12 protein-coding genes are annotated in these 16,967 nt (G+C 69.1%); 5 read left to right on the top strand and 7 right to left on the bottom strand.

Features of this window, described 5'->3' with window-relative positions; translation table 11 throughout:
- Nucleotides 1-7: 7 nt before the first annotated feature.
- Genes AC0J5J_RS07150 through AC0J5J_RS07120 form a run of 7 tightly spaced genes read right to left on the bottom strand, consistent with a single transcriptional unit; the run spans nt 8 to nt 5,880 of the window.
- The gene (locus AC0J5J_RS07150) at nt 8-370 is read right to left on the bottom strand and encodes an STAS domain-containing protein (protein ID WP_474900114.1); all 363 of its coding nucleotides are present in this window, start codon (nt 368-370) and stop codon (nt 8-10) included.
- Complete coding sequence (locus tag AC0J5J_RS07145; RefSeq protein WP_134424321.1) at nt 363-821, bottom strand: ATP-binding protein; 459 nt, start codon at nt 819-821, stop codon at nt 363-365. The genes AC0J5J_RS07150 and AC0J5J_RS07145 overlap by 8 nt, the downstream gene beginning before the upstream one ends.
- The gene (locus tag AC0J5J_RS07140) at nt 818-2,215 is read right to left on the bottom strand and encodes a PP2C family protein-serine/threonine phosphatase (RefSeq protein ID WP_474900113.1); all 1,398 of its coding nucleotides are present in this window, start codon (nt 2,213-2,215) and stop codon (nt 818-820) included. Before AC0J5J_RS07140 ends, AC0J5J_RS07145 begins: the two co-directional genes overlap by 4 nt.
- Nucleotides 2,212-2,544, bottom strand: a complete 333-nt coding sequence (locus tag AC0J5J_RS07135; protein ID WP_134424319.1) for an STAS domain-containing protein — start codon at nt 2,542-2,544, stop codon at nt 2,212-2,214. Before AC0J5J_RS07135 ends, AC0J5J_RS07140 begins: the two co-directional genes overlap by 4 nt.
- Complete coding sequence (locus AC0J5J_RS07130; protein WP_474900112.1) at nt 2,541-3,392, bottom strand: dolichyl-phosphate beta-glucosyltransferase; 852 nt, start codon at nt 3,390-3,392, stop codon at nt 2,541-2,543. Before AC0J5J_RS07130 ends, AC0J5J_RS07135 begins: the two co-directional genes overlap by 4 nt.
- The gene (locus AC0J5J_RS07125; RefSeq protein WP_474900111.1) at nt 3,389-4,672 is read right to left on the bottom strand and encodes an oligosaccharide flippase family protein; all 1,284 of its coding nucleotides are present in this window, start codon (nt 4,670-4,672) and stop codon (nt 3,389-3,391) included. Before AC0J5J_RS07125 ends, AC0J5J_RS07130 begins: the two co-directional genes overlap by 4 nt.
- Complete coding sequence (locus AC0J5J_RS07120) at nt 4,669-5,880, bottom strand: glycosyltransferase (RefSeq protein ID WP_134424316.1); 1,212 nt, start codon at nt 5,878-5,880, stop codon at nt 4,669-4,671. The genes AC0J5J_RS07125 and AC0J5J_RS07120 overlap by 4 nt, the downstream gene beginning before the upstream one ends.
- A gap of 330 nt (nt 5,881-6,210) precedes the next feature.
- On the opposite strand from AC0J5J_RS07120, the gene AC0J5J_RS07115 reads away from it, so the two are divergent.
- The 5 genes from AC0J5J_RS07115 to AC0J5J_RS07095 all read left to right on the top strand — a co-directional run bounded on the left by AC0J5J_RS07115 (nt 6,211) and on the right by AC0J5J_RS07095 (nt 16,967).
- Nucleotides 6,211-9,372 (top strand): hybrid sensor histidine kinase/response regulator, encoded by a 3,162-nt coding sequence (locus tag AC0J5J_RS07115; protein WP_474900110.1) that lies wholly within the window; start codon nt 6,211-6,213, stop codon nt 9,370-9,372.
- Between the two features lie 116 nt (nt 9,373-9,488).
- Nucleotides 9,489-10,349, top strand: coding sequence for a Cof-type HAD-IIB family hydrolase (locus AC0J5J_RS07110; RefSeq protein ID WP_474900109.1), 861 nt, complete (start codon nt 9,489-9,491; stop codon nt 10,347-10,349).
- An 86-nt stretch (nt 10,350-10,435) separates the two neighbouring features.
- Nucleotides 10,436-11,506: a phosphate ABC transporter substrate-binding protein PstS gene (gene pstS, locus AC0J5J_RS07105; protein ID WP_474900108.1), complete on the top strand. Its 1,071-nt coding sequence runs from the start codon at nt 10,436-10,438 to the stop codon at nt 11,504-11,506.
- 109 nt (nt 11,507-11,615) lie between these two features.
- Nucleotides 11,616-15,548: a Pls/PosA family non-ribosomal peptide synthetase gene (locus tag AC0J5J_RS07100; RefSeq protein WP_474900107.1), complete on the top strand. Its 3,933-nt coding sequence runs from the start codon at nt 11,616-11,618 to the stop codon at nt 15,546-15,548.
- Between the two features lie 6 nt (nt 15,549-15,554).
- Nucleotides 15,555-16,967, top strand: coding sequence for a M1 family metallopeptidase (locus AC0J5J_RS07095; protein WP_474900106.1), 1,413 nt, complete (start codon nt 15,555-15,557; stop codon nt 16,965-16,967).

Raw genomic sequence — 16,967 nt, 5'->3', positions numbered from 1 at the left:
GCCGGCCCTAACCAGCCGAGTCCGGGAGCATCCGGAACACCTGATCGAACTGGGTGAGCCGGAAGACGCGCATCGCGTCGACGAGATCCGGACTGACCAGCACCACGTCTCCGCCTTCCGCCCGGCATCTGCGCCGGAGCCAGACCAGGACGGCAAGGCCGGCGCTGTCCACGAAGGTGACCGTGGACAGGTCGAACACGACGTTGGCGCATCCGGCGACGTCGGCCTCGGTCAGCCGGAGACGCAGCTCCGGCGCGGCGACGGCATCGAGTCGGCCGGTGAGCGCGACGATCGCGAGTCCGGTGGCCGGGAACGTGAGGCTCGCGCTCAAGGTGGGCTGCGAGTCGTCGAGCGTGAAGACGTCAGTCATGGGTGCTGCTCACTTCCGGTGTGCCGGGATCGGCGGGGCTGGTGCGGTTGACTCGCAGGATCCATTCATTTCCGGCGTCGAGCCGGGTGTATTCGAGGTGATCGACCAGTTTCCGAACGATCATCAGACCGTAACCGCGTTCCTGGGGTGTCCCGGCGGTGGGCGTCTTCTCGGTATCGGGGTCGAAGGGCTCACCCGGATCGGTGACGCTGACCTCGACGACGGTGTCGGTGATCGCGGCCCGGAACCGGAGGAGGGCGGAGGCGGGGAGACGCGCATGGTCGACCATGTTCATCGCTACCTCATGAACGGCCAGTTCCAGTCGCGCCGCGATCTCGCCCGCCTCGTCGGCCGGCAGGCCGTCGAGCCGGTCACGCAGCCAGGGCCCGATCCTCCTGATCGCGAGGCTGTCACCCTCGATCACCAGCTCGTCGCGCTCGGCGGGGGTCATCGTGCCATCTCCACGGCTCGGAGGATGACGAGAGTGCGATCGTCGGAGAAGGGCGCGCCATCGGCGTGTGTGGTCACGGCATCCAGAATATGGTGTCCCAATCGGGCGGCGGATGCGCCCTGAAGCTCAGCACAGACTTCGCCCAGCCGGTCATAGCCGAGCATGACTCCCCGGGGATTCTCCTGCTCGGCAAGACCGTCGGAACCGAGCACCAACGCGTCACCGGCGTCGAGGTCGAAGCGCACCGTTCGGCCAACCGGGGCCGGCAGAACGCCCAGCGGCGGGATCGACGCCGGAACGAGGGTGATCGCACCGTCCCGCACCAGCATGACCGGGGAATGACCGGCGTTGCACAGGTGCAGGACGCCGGTGGCGGGCCGGTACGCGCCGATCACCACGGTGATGAAGAGGCCGACGTCGTCGAGATAGTCGTACAGTTCCGCACCCATGGCCAGCATTGCCCCGGCGGCGTCGTCGTCCGGGTGGGTGAGGAACGCGACCCGAGCGGCGCTGACCGCCCGGGTCATGACCATGGCCGCCGGAAGGCCTTTGCCCGCGACGTCCCCGACAGTGAACCAGATCACCCCGTCGACAACGGCGAAAGCGAAGAAGTCTCCACCGGCGAGGCTGGCCGGAAGGGTATCCGAGAACACGTCGACCCCGGCGAGTACCGGTGCGGGTTGGGAGAAGACCGCCTGCGCCAGGCTCGAGGCCACCTCGTGTTCGCGTTCGAAGGTGGCGCGCTTGATCTCGAGGAGGTGCAGGCGGGTGAGGGTGAACCGCATATTGGCAGCGGCCACCGCTGCCCTGACTAGGCGCAGATCTCCTGTGGAGTAGACCGGCCCCGCTACGCGCAGGAACGCCAGCACGCGGACACCGCCCCCCGGAGTCACGAGGGGGGCGACGACGGCGTGACCGCCCCTGGCGAGTCTCGGTTCCAGGTCTCCGGGTACGTCCGCGGCCTCGAGCAGAAGCTCGGCGAACGCCGCCGAATCCGCGCCGCGGCCTCCTGAGCTCTGCATCAGACGGTCGTCCAGCAGCGCGACGACGTCGGAGGAGGTGAGGTCCCTGGATTCCCGCAGCAGGTCCTGGAACGACTCGAAAACGCCGAGGGTGCCCACGTTCACCTGCGTGAGCGCCCTCAGGGCGAGAAGGTCGTCCTGGCTTCGGACCAGGGCGCCGGCGATCTCGTCCTGGGCGGCGTAGATGTCGTGGATGGCTCGGCGGACCTCGTTGACCGCGTCCAGAGCGTCACGCGACACGGGGCCCGAAATGGTCCAGTCCGGGCCGGGGGACTTGTGGATGCTTCGGGCGCCGGCACCCACGAGCAGACGCTCGAGGGCGGCGTCGGCGGCGTCGCTCTCGATCAATTCGTGGGGCAGCGCGGCGGTCACGAGAGCGTCGAAGCCGTCTGTGGCGTGGTTTCCAGGGTGAAGACCTGCTTCAATTCGGTCAGCTCCAGGATGATGCGGACCGGGTCGGAGACGTTGACGAGGACGACCTCGCCGCCGGCTGCCCGGGCAGCCTTCTGCACGCGCAGGAGCTCGGCGAGGGCGCTGGAGTCGACGAAGACGACATTCGAGAGGTCGAGACGCACGGTGGCCTGGTCGGGGCCGAACAGGGCATCGACGACCACCCGGAAGGCTGCAGTCTCGTGAGCGTCGAAACGGCCGGCGAGGCTCACTGCCGTGTGGCCGATTCCAGATTCTGTGCGGATTCTCATCGTGGTGTCCTATCCGATCGGGGCAAGTTGTGGAGAGAGGGAGCCGGTCGGCCCGCCGGGGAATGGGCGGTGACGGGGTACTGGCCGCGCAGATCGCGGACCTTGATCCTGGCCAGGTCCGCCAGGAACTGCAGGCTGACTTTGGCGGCGTCGACGGTCGAGCCGGGGGCGTCGATCCATTCGACCGGAACCTCGCTGGTGCGCAGTCCGAGCCGGCCGGCCAGGTAGATCACCTCGAGGTCGAACGAGAACCCGTCAATAACCTGGAGCGTGAACAGGGACCGCGCAGCCGGGGCCGTGAACAGCTTGAACCCACACTGGGTGTCGGAGACCGAGATGCCGAAACCACCCCGGACGATCAGGTTGAGACCACGGCTCAGAACCTTGCGCAGCGCGCTCTTGCTACTGACTGTGGCTCCGTCGGCGGCGCGCGAGCCGACGACGACGTCGTAGCCGGCATTGATCTTGTCCAGGAGGCGGTCGAACTGCTCGATCGGGGTGGACTGGTCCGCGTCCGCGAACAGGATGACGTCGCCGCGGGCCGCGAGCATGCCGCGGCGCACGGCGTCACCCTTGCCGGCGTTCCGGGCGGCAACCAGCACTGTCATGTTCGGAAAGCGCAGGTCTTCCAGAAGTGAGACCGTCGTGTCGGTGGACCCGTCGTCGGCGATGATGAGTTCCCACGGTTCGCCCCGCGAACACATATGAGTCGCGATCGCGCCGATGGTCGGCAGAATCCGCCACTCTTCGTTGTACGCCGGAATGACGACCGAGATCAGCGGACGGACCGTCGCCTTCTCGGTGACCCACGTTCGGTAGGCCTGGTACGTGCCGGATTCTGCGCTCATCGCGACGGCCCTTCTGCTGGGAGGATCGGGGAAGAAGAATTTCGCATGACACGACGCGCGGCCATCACCAGGAGGAGCGCGGCCATCGCCACGAATTGGACGAGGATCAGCTGGGCGGTCGACTCGTGCCAGATCAGCAGCAGTCCGAGCTGCAGGACCGATGCTCCGAGCAACAACCACGACTGTGTGTTGCGCCCCTGGGAGAGTTCGTGGCTGGCGATGAGATTCGCCACGGCGAAGAGAGTGGTCATGCCTGCGTACGCAGCGAGTGGGGCGGAGAGGTCGCCGTAGTCCGGTCCGAGGATGACTCCGAGGATCGGGCCGCCCAACCACAGGGCGCCCAGGGTGCAGGTGGCGCCGATGGCCGCGACGGCCGCGATTCCGCCGGTGAGGATCGAGCCGGTGTCGCCGCCGCTCGCGTGCCGACGTGCCACGACGGGGAAGACGACCGTCGCGACCGACCAGGCCAGGAAGAACACGGCCCGGCCGACGAGGGCGATCGCCGCGTAGATACCCGCGGCATCCGGTGTGAAGAAGGCCTTCGCGACGAGGACGTCGCTGTTGTTGGCGATGATCTGTCCGATCAGAAGGACCGCTACGAGGGCGGCGTAGGCGCGCACTTCGGGAGCGGGGGCTGAGCCGGCCAGGGCTGGTCCGACCCTGGCCAGGAGCTTCACGGTGAGCCAGGTGGCGACAAACGATGCGGTGAGCGCGACTGTCGCGCCGTTCACCCCGAAGCCCAGGGCGACGAGCACCACACCGGCGCCCAGCCGCACGATCATCTCCACCACGAAGGACACGGCGAGCTCTCTGAACCGGAGCCGACCCTGCATCACCCCCCGTCCCACGGACTGGACCAGGTAGAACGGCATCCCGGCTCCGAGGATGACGAACGGCCAGAACGATGCCGTCTGGAACAATTCGGACCAGAACCCGCTGCCGCCGGCGAGCGCCAACCCGGTCACGAGTCCGGCGCCGAGCGCGTAGACGCGCAGCGTGCGTGCGAGGCGTTCGGATTTCTCGGGTCGGCCGGCCTCGTCGTACGTTCCGACGAAGCGCGCCGCGACGAGTTGCAGGCCGAGGGCGATGGACGTGAGGGTGAGCATCAGGGTCACCATCAGGTTGGCGTCCGAGAACTCCGCCGGGGTCAGCACTCGCCCCAGGAACAGGTTGAGCGCATAGTTGCCCACATTGGCGACGATCATCGCCACGGCGAGGTACGTGCCACCACCGACGAGGGACTTCGTACCGGCCGAACCGGTACCCACTCCCGTGCTCACCGGGCGGGCCGCCGGTCGAGCAGCCGCTGAATGTGAATCAGGTGCCAGTGCACGACCTCGGACATCGGGATTCCGGAGGCGGCGGCGAAATTGCGGCGGCCGATGGACGTGCGCCGATTCGGGTCATCAAGGACCAGGGCCAGTGCGTCCGCGAGGCTCTCTGCGTCGCCGGGCTCGAAATACACTCCGAGGAACCCCTCTTCCTCGATGATGTCGATGAGGTCGCCGATGCGGGGAAGCACCGCCGCGCGACCGTACTCGCCGGCCTGATGCAGCACCCCCGAGCTCCCGGTGGTCGATGTGTAGGGGAAGGCCACGACGGTCGCTGAGGAGAACAGCGGGGCGACCTCGTCCTCCGCGACATAACCGGTCAACACGAGGTTCGGCAGGGCGGCGAAACGGTCCGCGACGGAGGCCATGTAGCCGGCGGAGTTCGGGCTGTCGGTTCCGGCGAGGGTGAGCTCGAGGTCCCGGTAGCCCCGCCGCAGCAGCTCCTGGTAGGCCTCGACGAGAACATCCACGGTTTTGTAGGTTCCCCACTTCCCGAAGGCGAGGATGCGTCTGCGGCCGGCGGGGATGCCGAAGGACGGGACCGCCACCTCCTCGAAGCTGCCGTGCGGCGCCAGGAGGGCGTTTTTCGCGCCGTAGCTTTCCTGCAGGTATTCGACATAGCGCGGGATGGTCAGGGCGACGAGATCGGCACGGAGCAGTGCCCGGGTGAGAATGCGGCCGGCGAACTTCATCAGGCGGGCCGTCACCGCCGAACCGGCGAAGCCGGCATCCTGCATGTCGACGTTGTCGGCGAGATTGTGCAGCACGACGACGCTCGGCACCCGGATCACCCGAAGAAGCGCCGGGATCAGCAGGCCGAGCGCTCCGGCGATGCGCTTGTCCCCGAAGGTCGCGAACTGCAGGTTGAAAAGGACGGCATCGGGGCGGGTTCGGGCGATGGTGCGCGTCAGACGGAACACGTTCGTCACGCTGTTGAAGGTCCAGCTGGGATGGTCGGTGACGCCGTCCATCGGGGCCGGGGTGCCGGCATCCGTCACATCGGAGTAGAGCAGCACCTCCTGGACCTCGCTCTGCGCAACCAGATGCTTGACGAGGTGGAAGCCGAACTCGTTCAGACTGTTGCGCCCCGGCGGGAAGGCGGTCACGACGCCGATGCGGAGTCTGGCCGGTGGGGTCCGTGCCGTGGAGCGGCTCATGCGGTGAAATCCGGCCTGCCAGGCGGGAACGCGAATGGACTCATGGATACCCCTGACAGCTTGTGGCACTGCGTGCGCAGACGGAAGACGTGAATTGCATGCAATCGCAGCTCAGATACTGAGGCATCTGGGAGCGTTTACTCTGCGTTGCGCGCCAATTCGGGGTGTCACGCATGATCAGTATGTCGTAATTTAGAGCGGCATTGCATGCAAAGTGAGCCAGGGAGGCGTGGAAGTCCGTATCCTTGCCACGAGCGTGATCGCGCCGCAGCGGCGCCTGTCCGGTCGCTATCCAGCAGAAGTCCGACGGACGGAGAGGTCAGAAGGCGAATGACGGTCGATACGGAAACCGCTCGACACGAGGCCGACCCGCGGCAGGCGGCCGTCTCCGGACGGCGGGCGGAGCCGCACGTGATGGCTGCGCCGCCCTGGATCCGGGCCGGATTCGTCCTGGTCGCCCTGGCCGTCCTGGGCTACGCCTGGTCGACTCTCGAATTCACGATCTCGGAGCGACCGGTGTGGGTGGACTACGGGCTGTACCTCGTCCTCGAGTTCGTCATCGCCGGTCTGGTCATCGCGCGTGCGGTCCTGGTGTCCGCTGACCGGCTGGCCTGGAGCCTGCTCGGCGCGGCCATGGTGTGCGTGGGCGTGGCCGACTCGATCGAATCGGTGGCGTTCCCGCCGGGGATCCCTCACCCGACGTCCACTGCGGCGATCATCTTCTTTGCCGCCTTCCTTGTGCTCTGCATCGCCTTCCTCGTCGTGCTGATCCGGGGGCGGCTGCACCCGATTTCCGCAACGGTCTGGTTCGACGGCCTGATCGCAGGGCTCGGCTTGGTCGCTGTGACGGCCTCCTTCCTGATTCGGCCGTTGTCCGACATCGTCGTCGAGGACGTGCTCGCGCTTGCGTACCCGGTCGCAGCGCTGATCCCGGTGGCGATCCTGGGCGGGGCACTGACCATCTACGGGCGACGGCCGAGTCGCGTCTGGGTGCTGCTCACCGTCGCCTTCCTGTCGTTCTCCGCCGCCAACGCGTTCCTCGCCCCCGCGATCGCCGACGGCACTTACGTTCGCGGGGGCATAGTCGACGCGGTCTGGCCCGCCGTGGGTATCCTGCTCGGACTCGCCGCGTGGAGTCCGACAGCCCAGGCTCCACCCGACGGAGCGAGCGCCACCCTGGCACTGGCGGCCCCGGCTTTGTTCAGCGTGGGAGCCCTGAGCGTGATCATCGTCAACGAGTTCACGCAGCTCGCCTCCATCGCCGTCCTCGCCGCAATCTGCACTCTGCTCGCCGGCACCGCACGTTTGGTCCTGGCGGTGCGGGATGCGGATCGGGTGAGCGCCGAGCAGGTTGAATTGAACGCGAGCCTGGCCCGGGCACGGGATGCGGCGCTCGCCGCGACGACCGCGAAATCGGCGTTCCTGGCGACCATGAGTCATGAAATCCGCACGCCCATGAACGCGGTGATCGGGATGACCGGACTGCTGTTGGACACCCGGCTGGACTCCGTGCAGCGCGAGTATGTGGAGACCGTACGTCGCAGTGGGGACCTCCTGCTCGACGTCATCAACGACATCCTGGATTTCTCGAAGATCGAGTCGGGTGGGCTGGAACTGGAGAACCGGCCGTTCGACCTGGTGTCGGCGGTCGAGGACGCCGTCGGCCTGCTCGCCGTCGCCGCTGACGGGAAGGGCCTGACCCTGTCGTGGGACTTCGCCGACGACTGCCCGTCCTGGGTGCTGGGCGATGTCACACGGCTGCGCCAAATCCTGGTCAACCTCGTCGGGAATGCCGTCAAATTCACCGTGGCCGGCTCGGTACTGGTGCGGGTGGAACCGGAAGTGCGGGTTCCGACGCCGGTCGGCGGCGGAGTAGCCGGGGATGCGGAACCGGTCGCCCTGCATTTCCGGATCACCGATACCGGCATCGGGATCCCGGTCGATCGGATGCCCCGGCTCTTCCAGTCGTTCAGCCAGGTGGACGCCTCCACGACGCGGGTCTACGGAGGAACGGGCTTGGGCCTGGCGATCAGTCAGGCTCTCGTGGAACTCATGGGCGGCAGAATCGAGGTGCGAAGCACCGTCGGAGTGGGCTCCACGTTCTCGTTCACCATCGGCCTGCAGCCGTTCGTTCGGGTCGCCGGATCGACGGGCGCGAGCGAAGACTGGCTGAAAAAGAGACTTCCTGACCGTCGTCTGCGCGATGGCGCCGACGCACCGGAGAGTGGTGTGCCGGATCGGAGGCGGGCCAGGACCACCATCCTCGCTTCTCGGACGGTTCTGATGGTGGACGACAATGCGGACAATCGTCGGCTGACCTCGGTGCAGGTCGAGCGCATGGGCATGACCTGCGAGGCCACCTCCTCGGCGGAAGAGTTCCTCGACCGCGCCAGGACCGGCCCCGTTCCCGACATCGCAATCCTCGACATGCAGCTGCCGGGCATGAACGGGGCTGCCGTCGCCGGAATACTCCGTCGCCTGCCCGGTTGGCAGGACACCCCCTTCATCCTGCAGACCAGCCTGAGTGCGACGCTCAACCCGGACGACCGGCTCCTGTTCGCTGCCATCGCGACCAAACCCGTGCGCAGTGCCCAACTTCAACGGATCCTGATCGAGGCGCTGGCCGGTGAGCCGTCGCCCGACCGGCGCGATGCCGCGACGGTCGATCCACCGGCTACGGCGCTGCGGGTGCTGCTGGCCGAGGACAATCTGGTCAACCAGAAGGTGGCGCAGTTGATGCTCGCCAAAGGCCTGCACCGGGTCGACACCGTGAGCAACGGCGCCGAAGCCGTCCAGGCCGTTCGGCAGGGCAATTTCGACGTTGTCCTGATGGACCTGAACATGCCCGTCGTCGACGGACTGGAGGCGACGCGCCTGATCCGGCGGCTGGGCGACACGATTCGTCAGCCGGTGGTGATCGCCCTGACCGCCAGTGCCAGCGCCGAGTCCCGGCAGCTGTGTCTCGATGCCGGCATGGACCTCTTTCTCAGCAAGCCGATCCGCCTCTCCGACCTGGCAGCCACGCTGCAGGCCGTGACTCGGGCCCTCGATGACGACGATGCCGACTCTGACCCGTCCGAGTGGGACCTCGAGACCTTCGACGCGGGCGACGGCCAGGGTGCTGCTGCTGCCGCCCCCTCCGCGATGATCGATCAGGAGGTCTACGGCTACCTCGACGAGATGGGAGCCGAGACGAAGGCGATGCTCCTGCAGCACGTGCTCGACGAGAGCGGAAACCACGTGGCCCTGCTCCGTAGGGAGATCGAGCGCGGCAGCGTCGCTCAGGTTGCCTTCCTGGCGCACCGACTGCGCGGATCCAGCGCGACCATCGGTGCCGCAGCTCTGTCCGCCAGGTGCGCGGAGATCGAGGCCTGCGCCGATGCCGGCGGACCCGTGACGGAGGACCACCTCACCCGGCTCGAGGCGACCATCGCCGCGACCACGCGTGCACTCCTGCCCCATCTGCGAACTCCGGCCCAGCAGCGCCCATAGCCTTTTCCGGTTACGGGGTGCGCGTGTCAGCAGCTAGCGTCGATATATACGACTACACCGCTCCGGCCGTCTTTCGATGATGCAAACGCTCCGGAGAAACACCCGTCTGGAGCACCATGATTTCCCCCCGCATCGCGTTCGTTGACGTCGACGGCACCCTCCTGCAAACCGGCTCGGGGATCGCGGAGTCGTCCATCGCGGCGGTGCGCACCGCCCGGGGCAACGGGCATCTGGTGTACCTCAGCACCGGACGGGCGTCGGTCGAGATCTACCCCGAAATCCGCGACATCGGATTCGACGGCACCATCAGCTCCGGCGGCGGGTTCGCGGAGATCGGCGATGAGCTCGTGATCAAGCGCACGATGCCGGCCGAGGCCGTGGAACGGATGATCGGCTTCTACGAGGAGTCCGGGTACGACTTCTACCTGCAGTCCTTCGACGAGCTGTATCCGAGTCCCGGTGTGCGCGACCGCTTCGCGGAGTACTACGCGGCGGACCGCGCGCGGAAGGCGGAAGCCGGCTCCGAACCGGAATCCGTCACCGACGCCGACGACGACCACCCAGCCCTGAAAGCGTTCGCCGATGTGCGCCCGTACCGGTACACCGGCATCGCTAAATCGGTGTTCCTGGCCGGCGACCTTCGGGCGTTCGACCGCGTTTCGGAGGCGCTCGGCGCGGACTTCCATGTGATCACCGGCACCATCCCGCACATGGGCCGGGGCAGCGGCGAGGTCACGCTGAACGGTGTGAACAAGGGCTCCACCATTCTTCAGCTGCTCGACCGGCTCGGCCTCGACGCGGCATCCGCCCTCGGTATCGGCGACAGCAGCAACGACATCGAGATGCTGCAGGTCTGCGGGGTCGGCATCGCCATGGGCAACGCGACGGATGCCGTCAAAGCCCACGCCGACGAGGTCACCACCTCGGTGCAGGACGACGGTGTCTGGAACGCCTTCCGCCGCCACGGTCTGATCTGACCGTGGACACGCCGGCGCCGGGCAGGCGACGGAGGGTGGCGGCAGCTGTTCGCCGATCAGAGAGAATGGTTACTGTGACGAACCAGATGAAACGCCGATTTGCCCAGGCCGCGGCCACAACCGCCATCCTCGGCCTGATGCTGACCGGATGCGCCGCGAACGAAGCCGGGGACACGCCGAGCCCGCTCTCGGGCACGCTGGACGGCGCCGGATCCTCGGCCCAGGCCGCCGCCCAGGAGGTGTGGGTGTCCGAGTTCCAGGGCGCAAATTCGCGCGTCACCATCAACTACGACCCGACCGGTTCCGGTGCCGGGCGGGAACAGTTCCTCGGCGGAGGAGTGGACTTCGCCGGCTCGGACTCGGCGCTCAACGACGAGGAACTCGCAGGGCAGTTCGCCGGTTGCGCACCCGGTTCCCGGGCGATCGATCTGCCGATGTATGTCTCCCCGCTGGTGCTGATCTTCAACGTCGAGGGCCTCGACACCCTGCGCCTCGATGCGGCCGCCATCGCTGGAATCTTCTCCGGTACCATCACGACCTGGAACGACCCGGCACTGGTCGCGCTGAACCCCGACGTCCTCCTGCCCGGCGCCGATATCAGCGCGGTGCATCGCTCGGACGACTCCGGCACCACCAAGAACTTCGCCGACTACCTGTACCAGAACGTGCCGGAGATCTGGCCCGAAGAACCCGACGACGCCTTCCCGTACACGGGCGAGGGCGCGCAGGGCAACTCCGGCGTGGTCAGCGCCGTGACCAACGGCCGTAACACGATCGGCTACGCGGATGCCTCCCGCGCCGGCGATCTCACCGTCGCCTCTCTGAAGGTGGGCGACAACTTCGTCGACTTCTCCTCCGAGGCTGCCGCCGCGATCATCGACGCTTCGCCGGTGGTGGAACGGGACAACCCGAACGATCTGGTGATCGACGTCGACCGGAAGACCACCGAGGCCGGGGTCTACCCGCTCGTTCTGGTGAGCTATCTGATCGCCTGCGAGGTCTACCCCGACCCGGCCGACGCCGAGCTGGTGCGGGCCTACCTCGGTTACATGGCCAGTGCGAAAGGGCAGCAGGCCGCCGCGGACGGTGCCGGGTCGGCACCGCTCTCGCCGGAGTTCTCCGCCCAGGTGCTGGCAGCCATCGAGACCATCGAGTAGCCGCGGCATCCATCGCGGGTGACGACGAAACAGGACACCTGCTCGTTACCTGCGGGTTCTAAGCTGGTGGCGCGCGGTGGCTGGCACCGCGACCGTGTGAGGAGCCTGTGTGACCCTGACCCCGATTCAGCCCGGCCAGGACGTGCTCGCGGCCGGGCACCGCACTTCGCGCGCCCGGACCCTCGTCGACATTCTGCTCGAGACGGCCGAGCGGCATCCGACCGCCCTCGCCCTCGAAGACGTCGACGGAGCCGTCAACTACCGGGACCTGATCCGCCTGGTCACCGAGCAGGCCGAGCAGCTCAGCCGTGGCGGGGTGCGCCGCGGCGACACCGTGGGCATCCGGATCCCGTCGGGAACCCGCGAACTGTACCTCTCCATTCTGGCCACGCTCCTGGTCGGCGCCTCCTATGTGCCGGTCGACGCCGACGACCCCGAGGAGCGTGCCCGGCTCGTCTTCGGTGAGGCCCGGGTCGTGGGGGTGATCGGGGCCGGGGGCGTGTTCGCGGTGCGCAGCGGCATCGACGCCGAGATGTTCGCCGAACGGATGCTCCCGCCCGGCGACGACCTGGCCCTCGCCGGCACCATCGGCGCCATGCCCACCCCCGACGACGACGCCTGGGTGATCTTCACTTCCGGCTCGACCGGCGTGCCGAAAGGGGTCGCGGTGGCGCACCGCTCGGCCGCGGCGTTCGTCGACGCGGAGGCCGACCTCTTCCTCCAGTCCGAACCGATCGGGCCCGCGGACCGGGTTCTGGCCGGATTGTCGGTGGCCTTCGACGCGTCCTGCGAGGAGATGTGGCTGGCCTGGCGGAACGGCGCCTGCCTCGTTTCGGCGCCCCGGTCGCTGGTGCGGTCGGGTGTCGACCTCGGCCCGTGGCTGATCAAGCACGGGGTGACCGTGGTCTCGACCGTGCCCACCCTCGCCGCGCTGTGGCCGGAGGAATCGCTCGAACGGGTGCGACTGCTGATCTTCGGCGGCGAGGCCTGCCCGCCCGAACTCGCCGCCCGGCTCGCCGTGCGCGGCCGGGAGGTCTGGAACACCTACGGGCCGACCGAGGCCACCGTCGTCGCCTGCGCCGCCCGGCTCGACGGCGAGGGGCCCGTGCGCATCGGGCTTCCGCTGGCCGGCTGGGACCTGGCCGTGGTCGACGCGGCCGGCGCCCGCGTCGCCCACGGCGAAACGGGGGAGCTCATCATCGGCGGGGTCGGGCTGGCCCGCTACCTCGACGCCGCCAAGGACGCCGAGAAGTACGCCCCGCACGCCGAACTGGGCTGGCACCGTGCCTACCGCAGCGGCGACCTGGTGCGCTACGAACGCGAGGGTCTCGTGTTCGTCGGCCGAGCCGACGACCAGGTGAAGCTCGGCGGGCGGCGGATCGAACTCGGCGAGATCGAGGCCGCGCTGCGCGCGCTCCCCGGGGTGGCCGGGGCGGCCGCGGTCGTGCAGAGAACACCGGCCGGCAATCAGGTCCTGGTCGGCTATCTGGCCCAGGTCGAGGGGGCCGTCTTCGACCGGGCGGCCGCCAACATCCGTTTGCGTGAGGAATTGCCGGCCGCGCTCGTGCCGCTGCTGCACGTCGTCGACGAGCTGCCCACCCGCACCTCCGGCAAGGTCGACCGCGGCGCCCTGCCCTGGCCGCTGCCGACCACGGGCGGCGAGCAGACGGATGCCTTCACGCCCACGGCCGCCTGGCTCGCCGACGGCTGGGCCGCCATCCTCGGGGTGCCGGCCGACGGCCCGGATGCTGACTTCTTCGCCCACGGCGGCGGATCGCTCTCCGCCGCGCAATTCGTCTCGACCATCCGCGAACGGTTCCCCGACACCCGCGTCTCCGACATTTACGACTACCCCCGGATCGGTTCCCTCGCCGATGAGCTCGACGGCCGGGTGCCCGCGGCGCCGAGCAGCGGGCGCACGGTGCTGCCGGTTCCCCGGCGCAGCCAGCTGGCCCTCACCCTGCTGGGCGTGCCCCTGCACGTGCTGGTCGGCGCGCGGTGGCTGGTCTACCTCGCGGCGGCGAACAACCTGCTCTCCGCCTGGGGCGGAGCCTCCTTCGCCCCGACGATCTCCTGGTGGTGGGTGGCCGCCGGGTTCCTGCTGTTCGTCACGCCGCCCGGCAAGATGGCCGTCTCCGTCGTCGCCGCCCGCCTGCTGCTGCGCGGCGTGGAGCCGGGCAACTATCCTCGGGGTGGCTCCGTGCACCTGCGGCTGTGGCTGGCCGAACAGGTGGCGCTGCTCTCGGACGCCGTGAGTCTGGCCGGCGCGCCCTGGATCAGCTACTACGCGCGGGCCCTCGGCGCCCGCATCGGCACCGACGTCGACCTGCACACCCTGCCGCCGGTGACCGGGATGCTCACGATCGGTGCGGGGGCGGCCATCGAACCCGAGACCGACCTGTCGGGCTACTGGATCGACGGCGATGTGCTGCGCATCGGGGCGGTGCGGATCGGCGCCGGCGCGACCGTCGGCTCCCGCAGCGCCCTGTTCGGCGGCGCCCGGATCGGGGCCGGTGCCGTGATCGAATCCGGCTCCGCCGTGTCCGGACCGGTTCCGCCGGGCGAACGGTGGGCGGGATCCCCGGCCGCCCGGGTCGGTGCCGCCCACGCGTCGTGGCCGGCCGAACGCCCACCGCGCGGGACCCGCTGGCTGACCGCCTTCGCCGCCGGGGCCATCGCGATGACGGCCCTGCCCGTGATCGCCGTGCTCGTCGGCGCACTGATCGTGGGGGCCGCGATCGGCGACGCCGCCACCCTGGGTGACGCGCTCGGCCGGGCCGCCCTGGCCACCCTGGCCGCGGTGCCGGCCGCCGGCCTCGTCTACGCGGGTCTGGTGCTCCTCGCGGTGCGCGCGCTCGGCGTGGGCCTGCGCGAGGGGTACTACCCGGTGCGCAGCCGCATCGGCTGGCAGGTCTGGATGACCGAACGCATCCTGGACAGCGCCCGCACGCTGCTGTTCCCCGTCTACGCGAGCCTGCTCACCCCGGTCTGGCTGCGCCTGCTCGGCGCGAAGGTGGGCGCGGGTGTGGAGGCCTCCACCGTGCTGCTGATCCCCGCCCTGACGACCATCGCCCCGGCCGCCTTCCTGGCCGACGACACCATGGTGGCCTGCTACGAGCTGGGCGGCGGCTGGCTGCGCATCGGACCGGCGAAGGTCGGTCGCCGGGCCTTCCTCGGCAACAGCGGCATCGCGGGCGCCGGGCGCACCGTGCCGCGCAACGGTCTCGTCGCCGTGCTCTCCTCCACCCCGCGCAAGGCGAAGCGCGGGTCGTCGTGGCTGGGCAACCCGCCCGAACGGTTGCGCCGCACGACAACGGATGTCGACGAAGCCCGCACCTTCCACCCGCCGGCCCGGCTCGTCACCTGGCGTGCCCTGTGGGAGCTGTTGCGCATCGTGCCGGTCATCGTCACGGCCCTGATCGGACTCGGCGTGCTGGCCGCCCTCGATGCGCTCTGGCTGCTGCTCGGTGTGGGTTGGGCCCTCGCGCTCTCGGGACTGGTCCTCCTGGCCGCGGGCGCGGTCGCCGCCGTCGTGACCACGGCCGCGAAGTGGCTGCTGATCGGCCGGATCGACGCCACGGAGCATCCGCTCTGGTCATCGTTCATCTGGCGCAACGAGGTGTCGGACAGCTTCGTCGAAATGGTCGCCCGACCCTGGTTCGCGGCCAAGGCCGCCGGAACGCCCGTGCTCGCCCTCTGGCTGCGCAGCCTCGGCGCGAACGTCGGGCACGGGGTCTGGTGCGAGTCGTACTGGCTGCCCGAGGCCGACCTGGTGACCCTCGAGGACGGCGCCACCGTCAACCGTGGCTGCGTCGTGCAGACGCACCTGTTCCACGACCGGATCATGCAGCTGGACCGGGTCACCCTGGCGGCCGGGGCGACGCTCGGGCCGCACAGTGTGATCCTGCCGGCCGCCGGCATCGGCGAGGGAGCGACCGTGGGACCTGCCTCCCTGGTCATGCGCGGGGAACGCGTGCCGGCCGGGTCGGTGTGGTCGGGCAACCCCATTTCGCCCTGGCGTGCCCCGCCGTGGCAGACTTGACGCCCCATGCCTCGCACCCCGCCGAAGAGTCCCGCCCTCGCCACGATCCCCGCTCCGAGTTCCGCCAAAAGCCTCACCGCGCTGCCGCCCAGGCCAGCGCTCGCCGCCGCCGGCCACGGCTCCGCGTCGGCGGGCGACCCGTACCTGCCGGGTAGCGGCAACGGCGGGTACCTCGCCCTGCACTACGACCTGGACCTCGATTACCGGGTGACCACCAATCAGCTGCGGGGAACAGCGACGGTGACCGGCCTGGCGTCCCTCCGGCTGGACCGGTTCAGCCTCGATTTCGACGGCCTCACCGTGGACCGGGTCACCGTCGACGGGGTGCGGGCGCAGAAGGTCAGCCAGAGCAAGCGCAAGCTCACCATCACGGTGGCCACGGCGATCGAAGCGGGGGAGCGGTTCGAGGTGACCGTGCGGTATCGTGGCACGCCGCATCCGTTGAACAGCATCTGGGGCGAGGTCGGCTGGGAGGAACTGGACGACGGCGTGCTCGTCGCCGGGCAGCCCACCGGTGCCGCGTCGTGGTTCCCCTGCAACGACCACCCGAGCAACAAGGCCTCGTTCCGGATCCGGGTCGCCTGCGAAGACCCGTACACGGTCGTCTCCAACGGCGCGCTGATCGCTCGCACGACGCGGTCGGGACGCAGCAGCTGGACCTACGAGGTGAAGGAGCCGATGGCCACCTACCTGGCCACGGTGCTGATCGGCCGGTACCGCCGGGCCGACGTGGCGGCCGCCCCGGTGGCCCAGCGCATCTTCTTTCCGGCCAACCTCGCCCGTGAGGTGGCGGTGGACTTCGCCCGCCTGCCCGAGATGATCGCCGTCTTCGACGGTCTCTTCGGTCCCTACCCGTTCGGCGTGTACTCCGTCGTCGTCACCGACGACGAGTTGGAGATCCCGCTCGAGGCGCACGGCCTTGCCGTCTTCGGCCGCAACCACGTCGACGGCCTGCACGGCAGCGACCGGTTGATCGCCCATGAACTCGCCCACCAGTGGTTCGGCAACAGCCTGACCGTGTCGCGGTGGCAGGACATCTGGCTGCACGAGGGGTTCGCCTGCTACGCCGAGTGGCTGTGGGCCGAGGCCAGCGGGGGACTTCCCGCGGACACGAGCGCCGCCGCGCACCGCGCCGAGATCGAGGCGCTGCCGCGCGACATCGTGGTCGGCGATCCGGGCCCGCACGATATGTTCGACGACCGGGTCTACAAGCGCGGTGCCCTGGCTCTGCACGCGTTGCGACGGTCACTCGGCGACGATGTGTTCTTCGGCGCCGTGCGCGCCTACACCCGGGCGCGCCACCACGGCTCTGTCTCCACCGACGACTTCGTCGAATTCTTCACCGTGCACACCGACAGCAGCGAGATCCGCCGGATCGTTGACCGCTGGATCTACCGGAGCGCGCTGCCCAAGCTCTAG

The organism is Cryobacterium sp. TS_SC_7 (genome assembly GCF_056156285.1).
The sequence above is the reverse complement of the archived record's forward strand: the minus strand, read 5'-3'. Positions and strand labels throughout refer to the sequence as shown.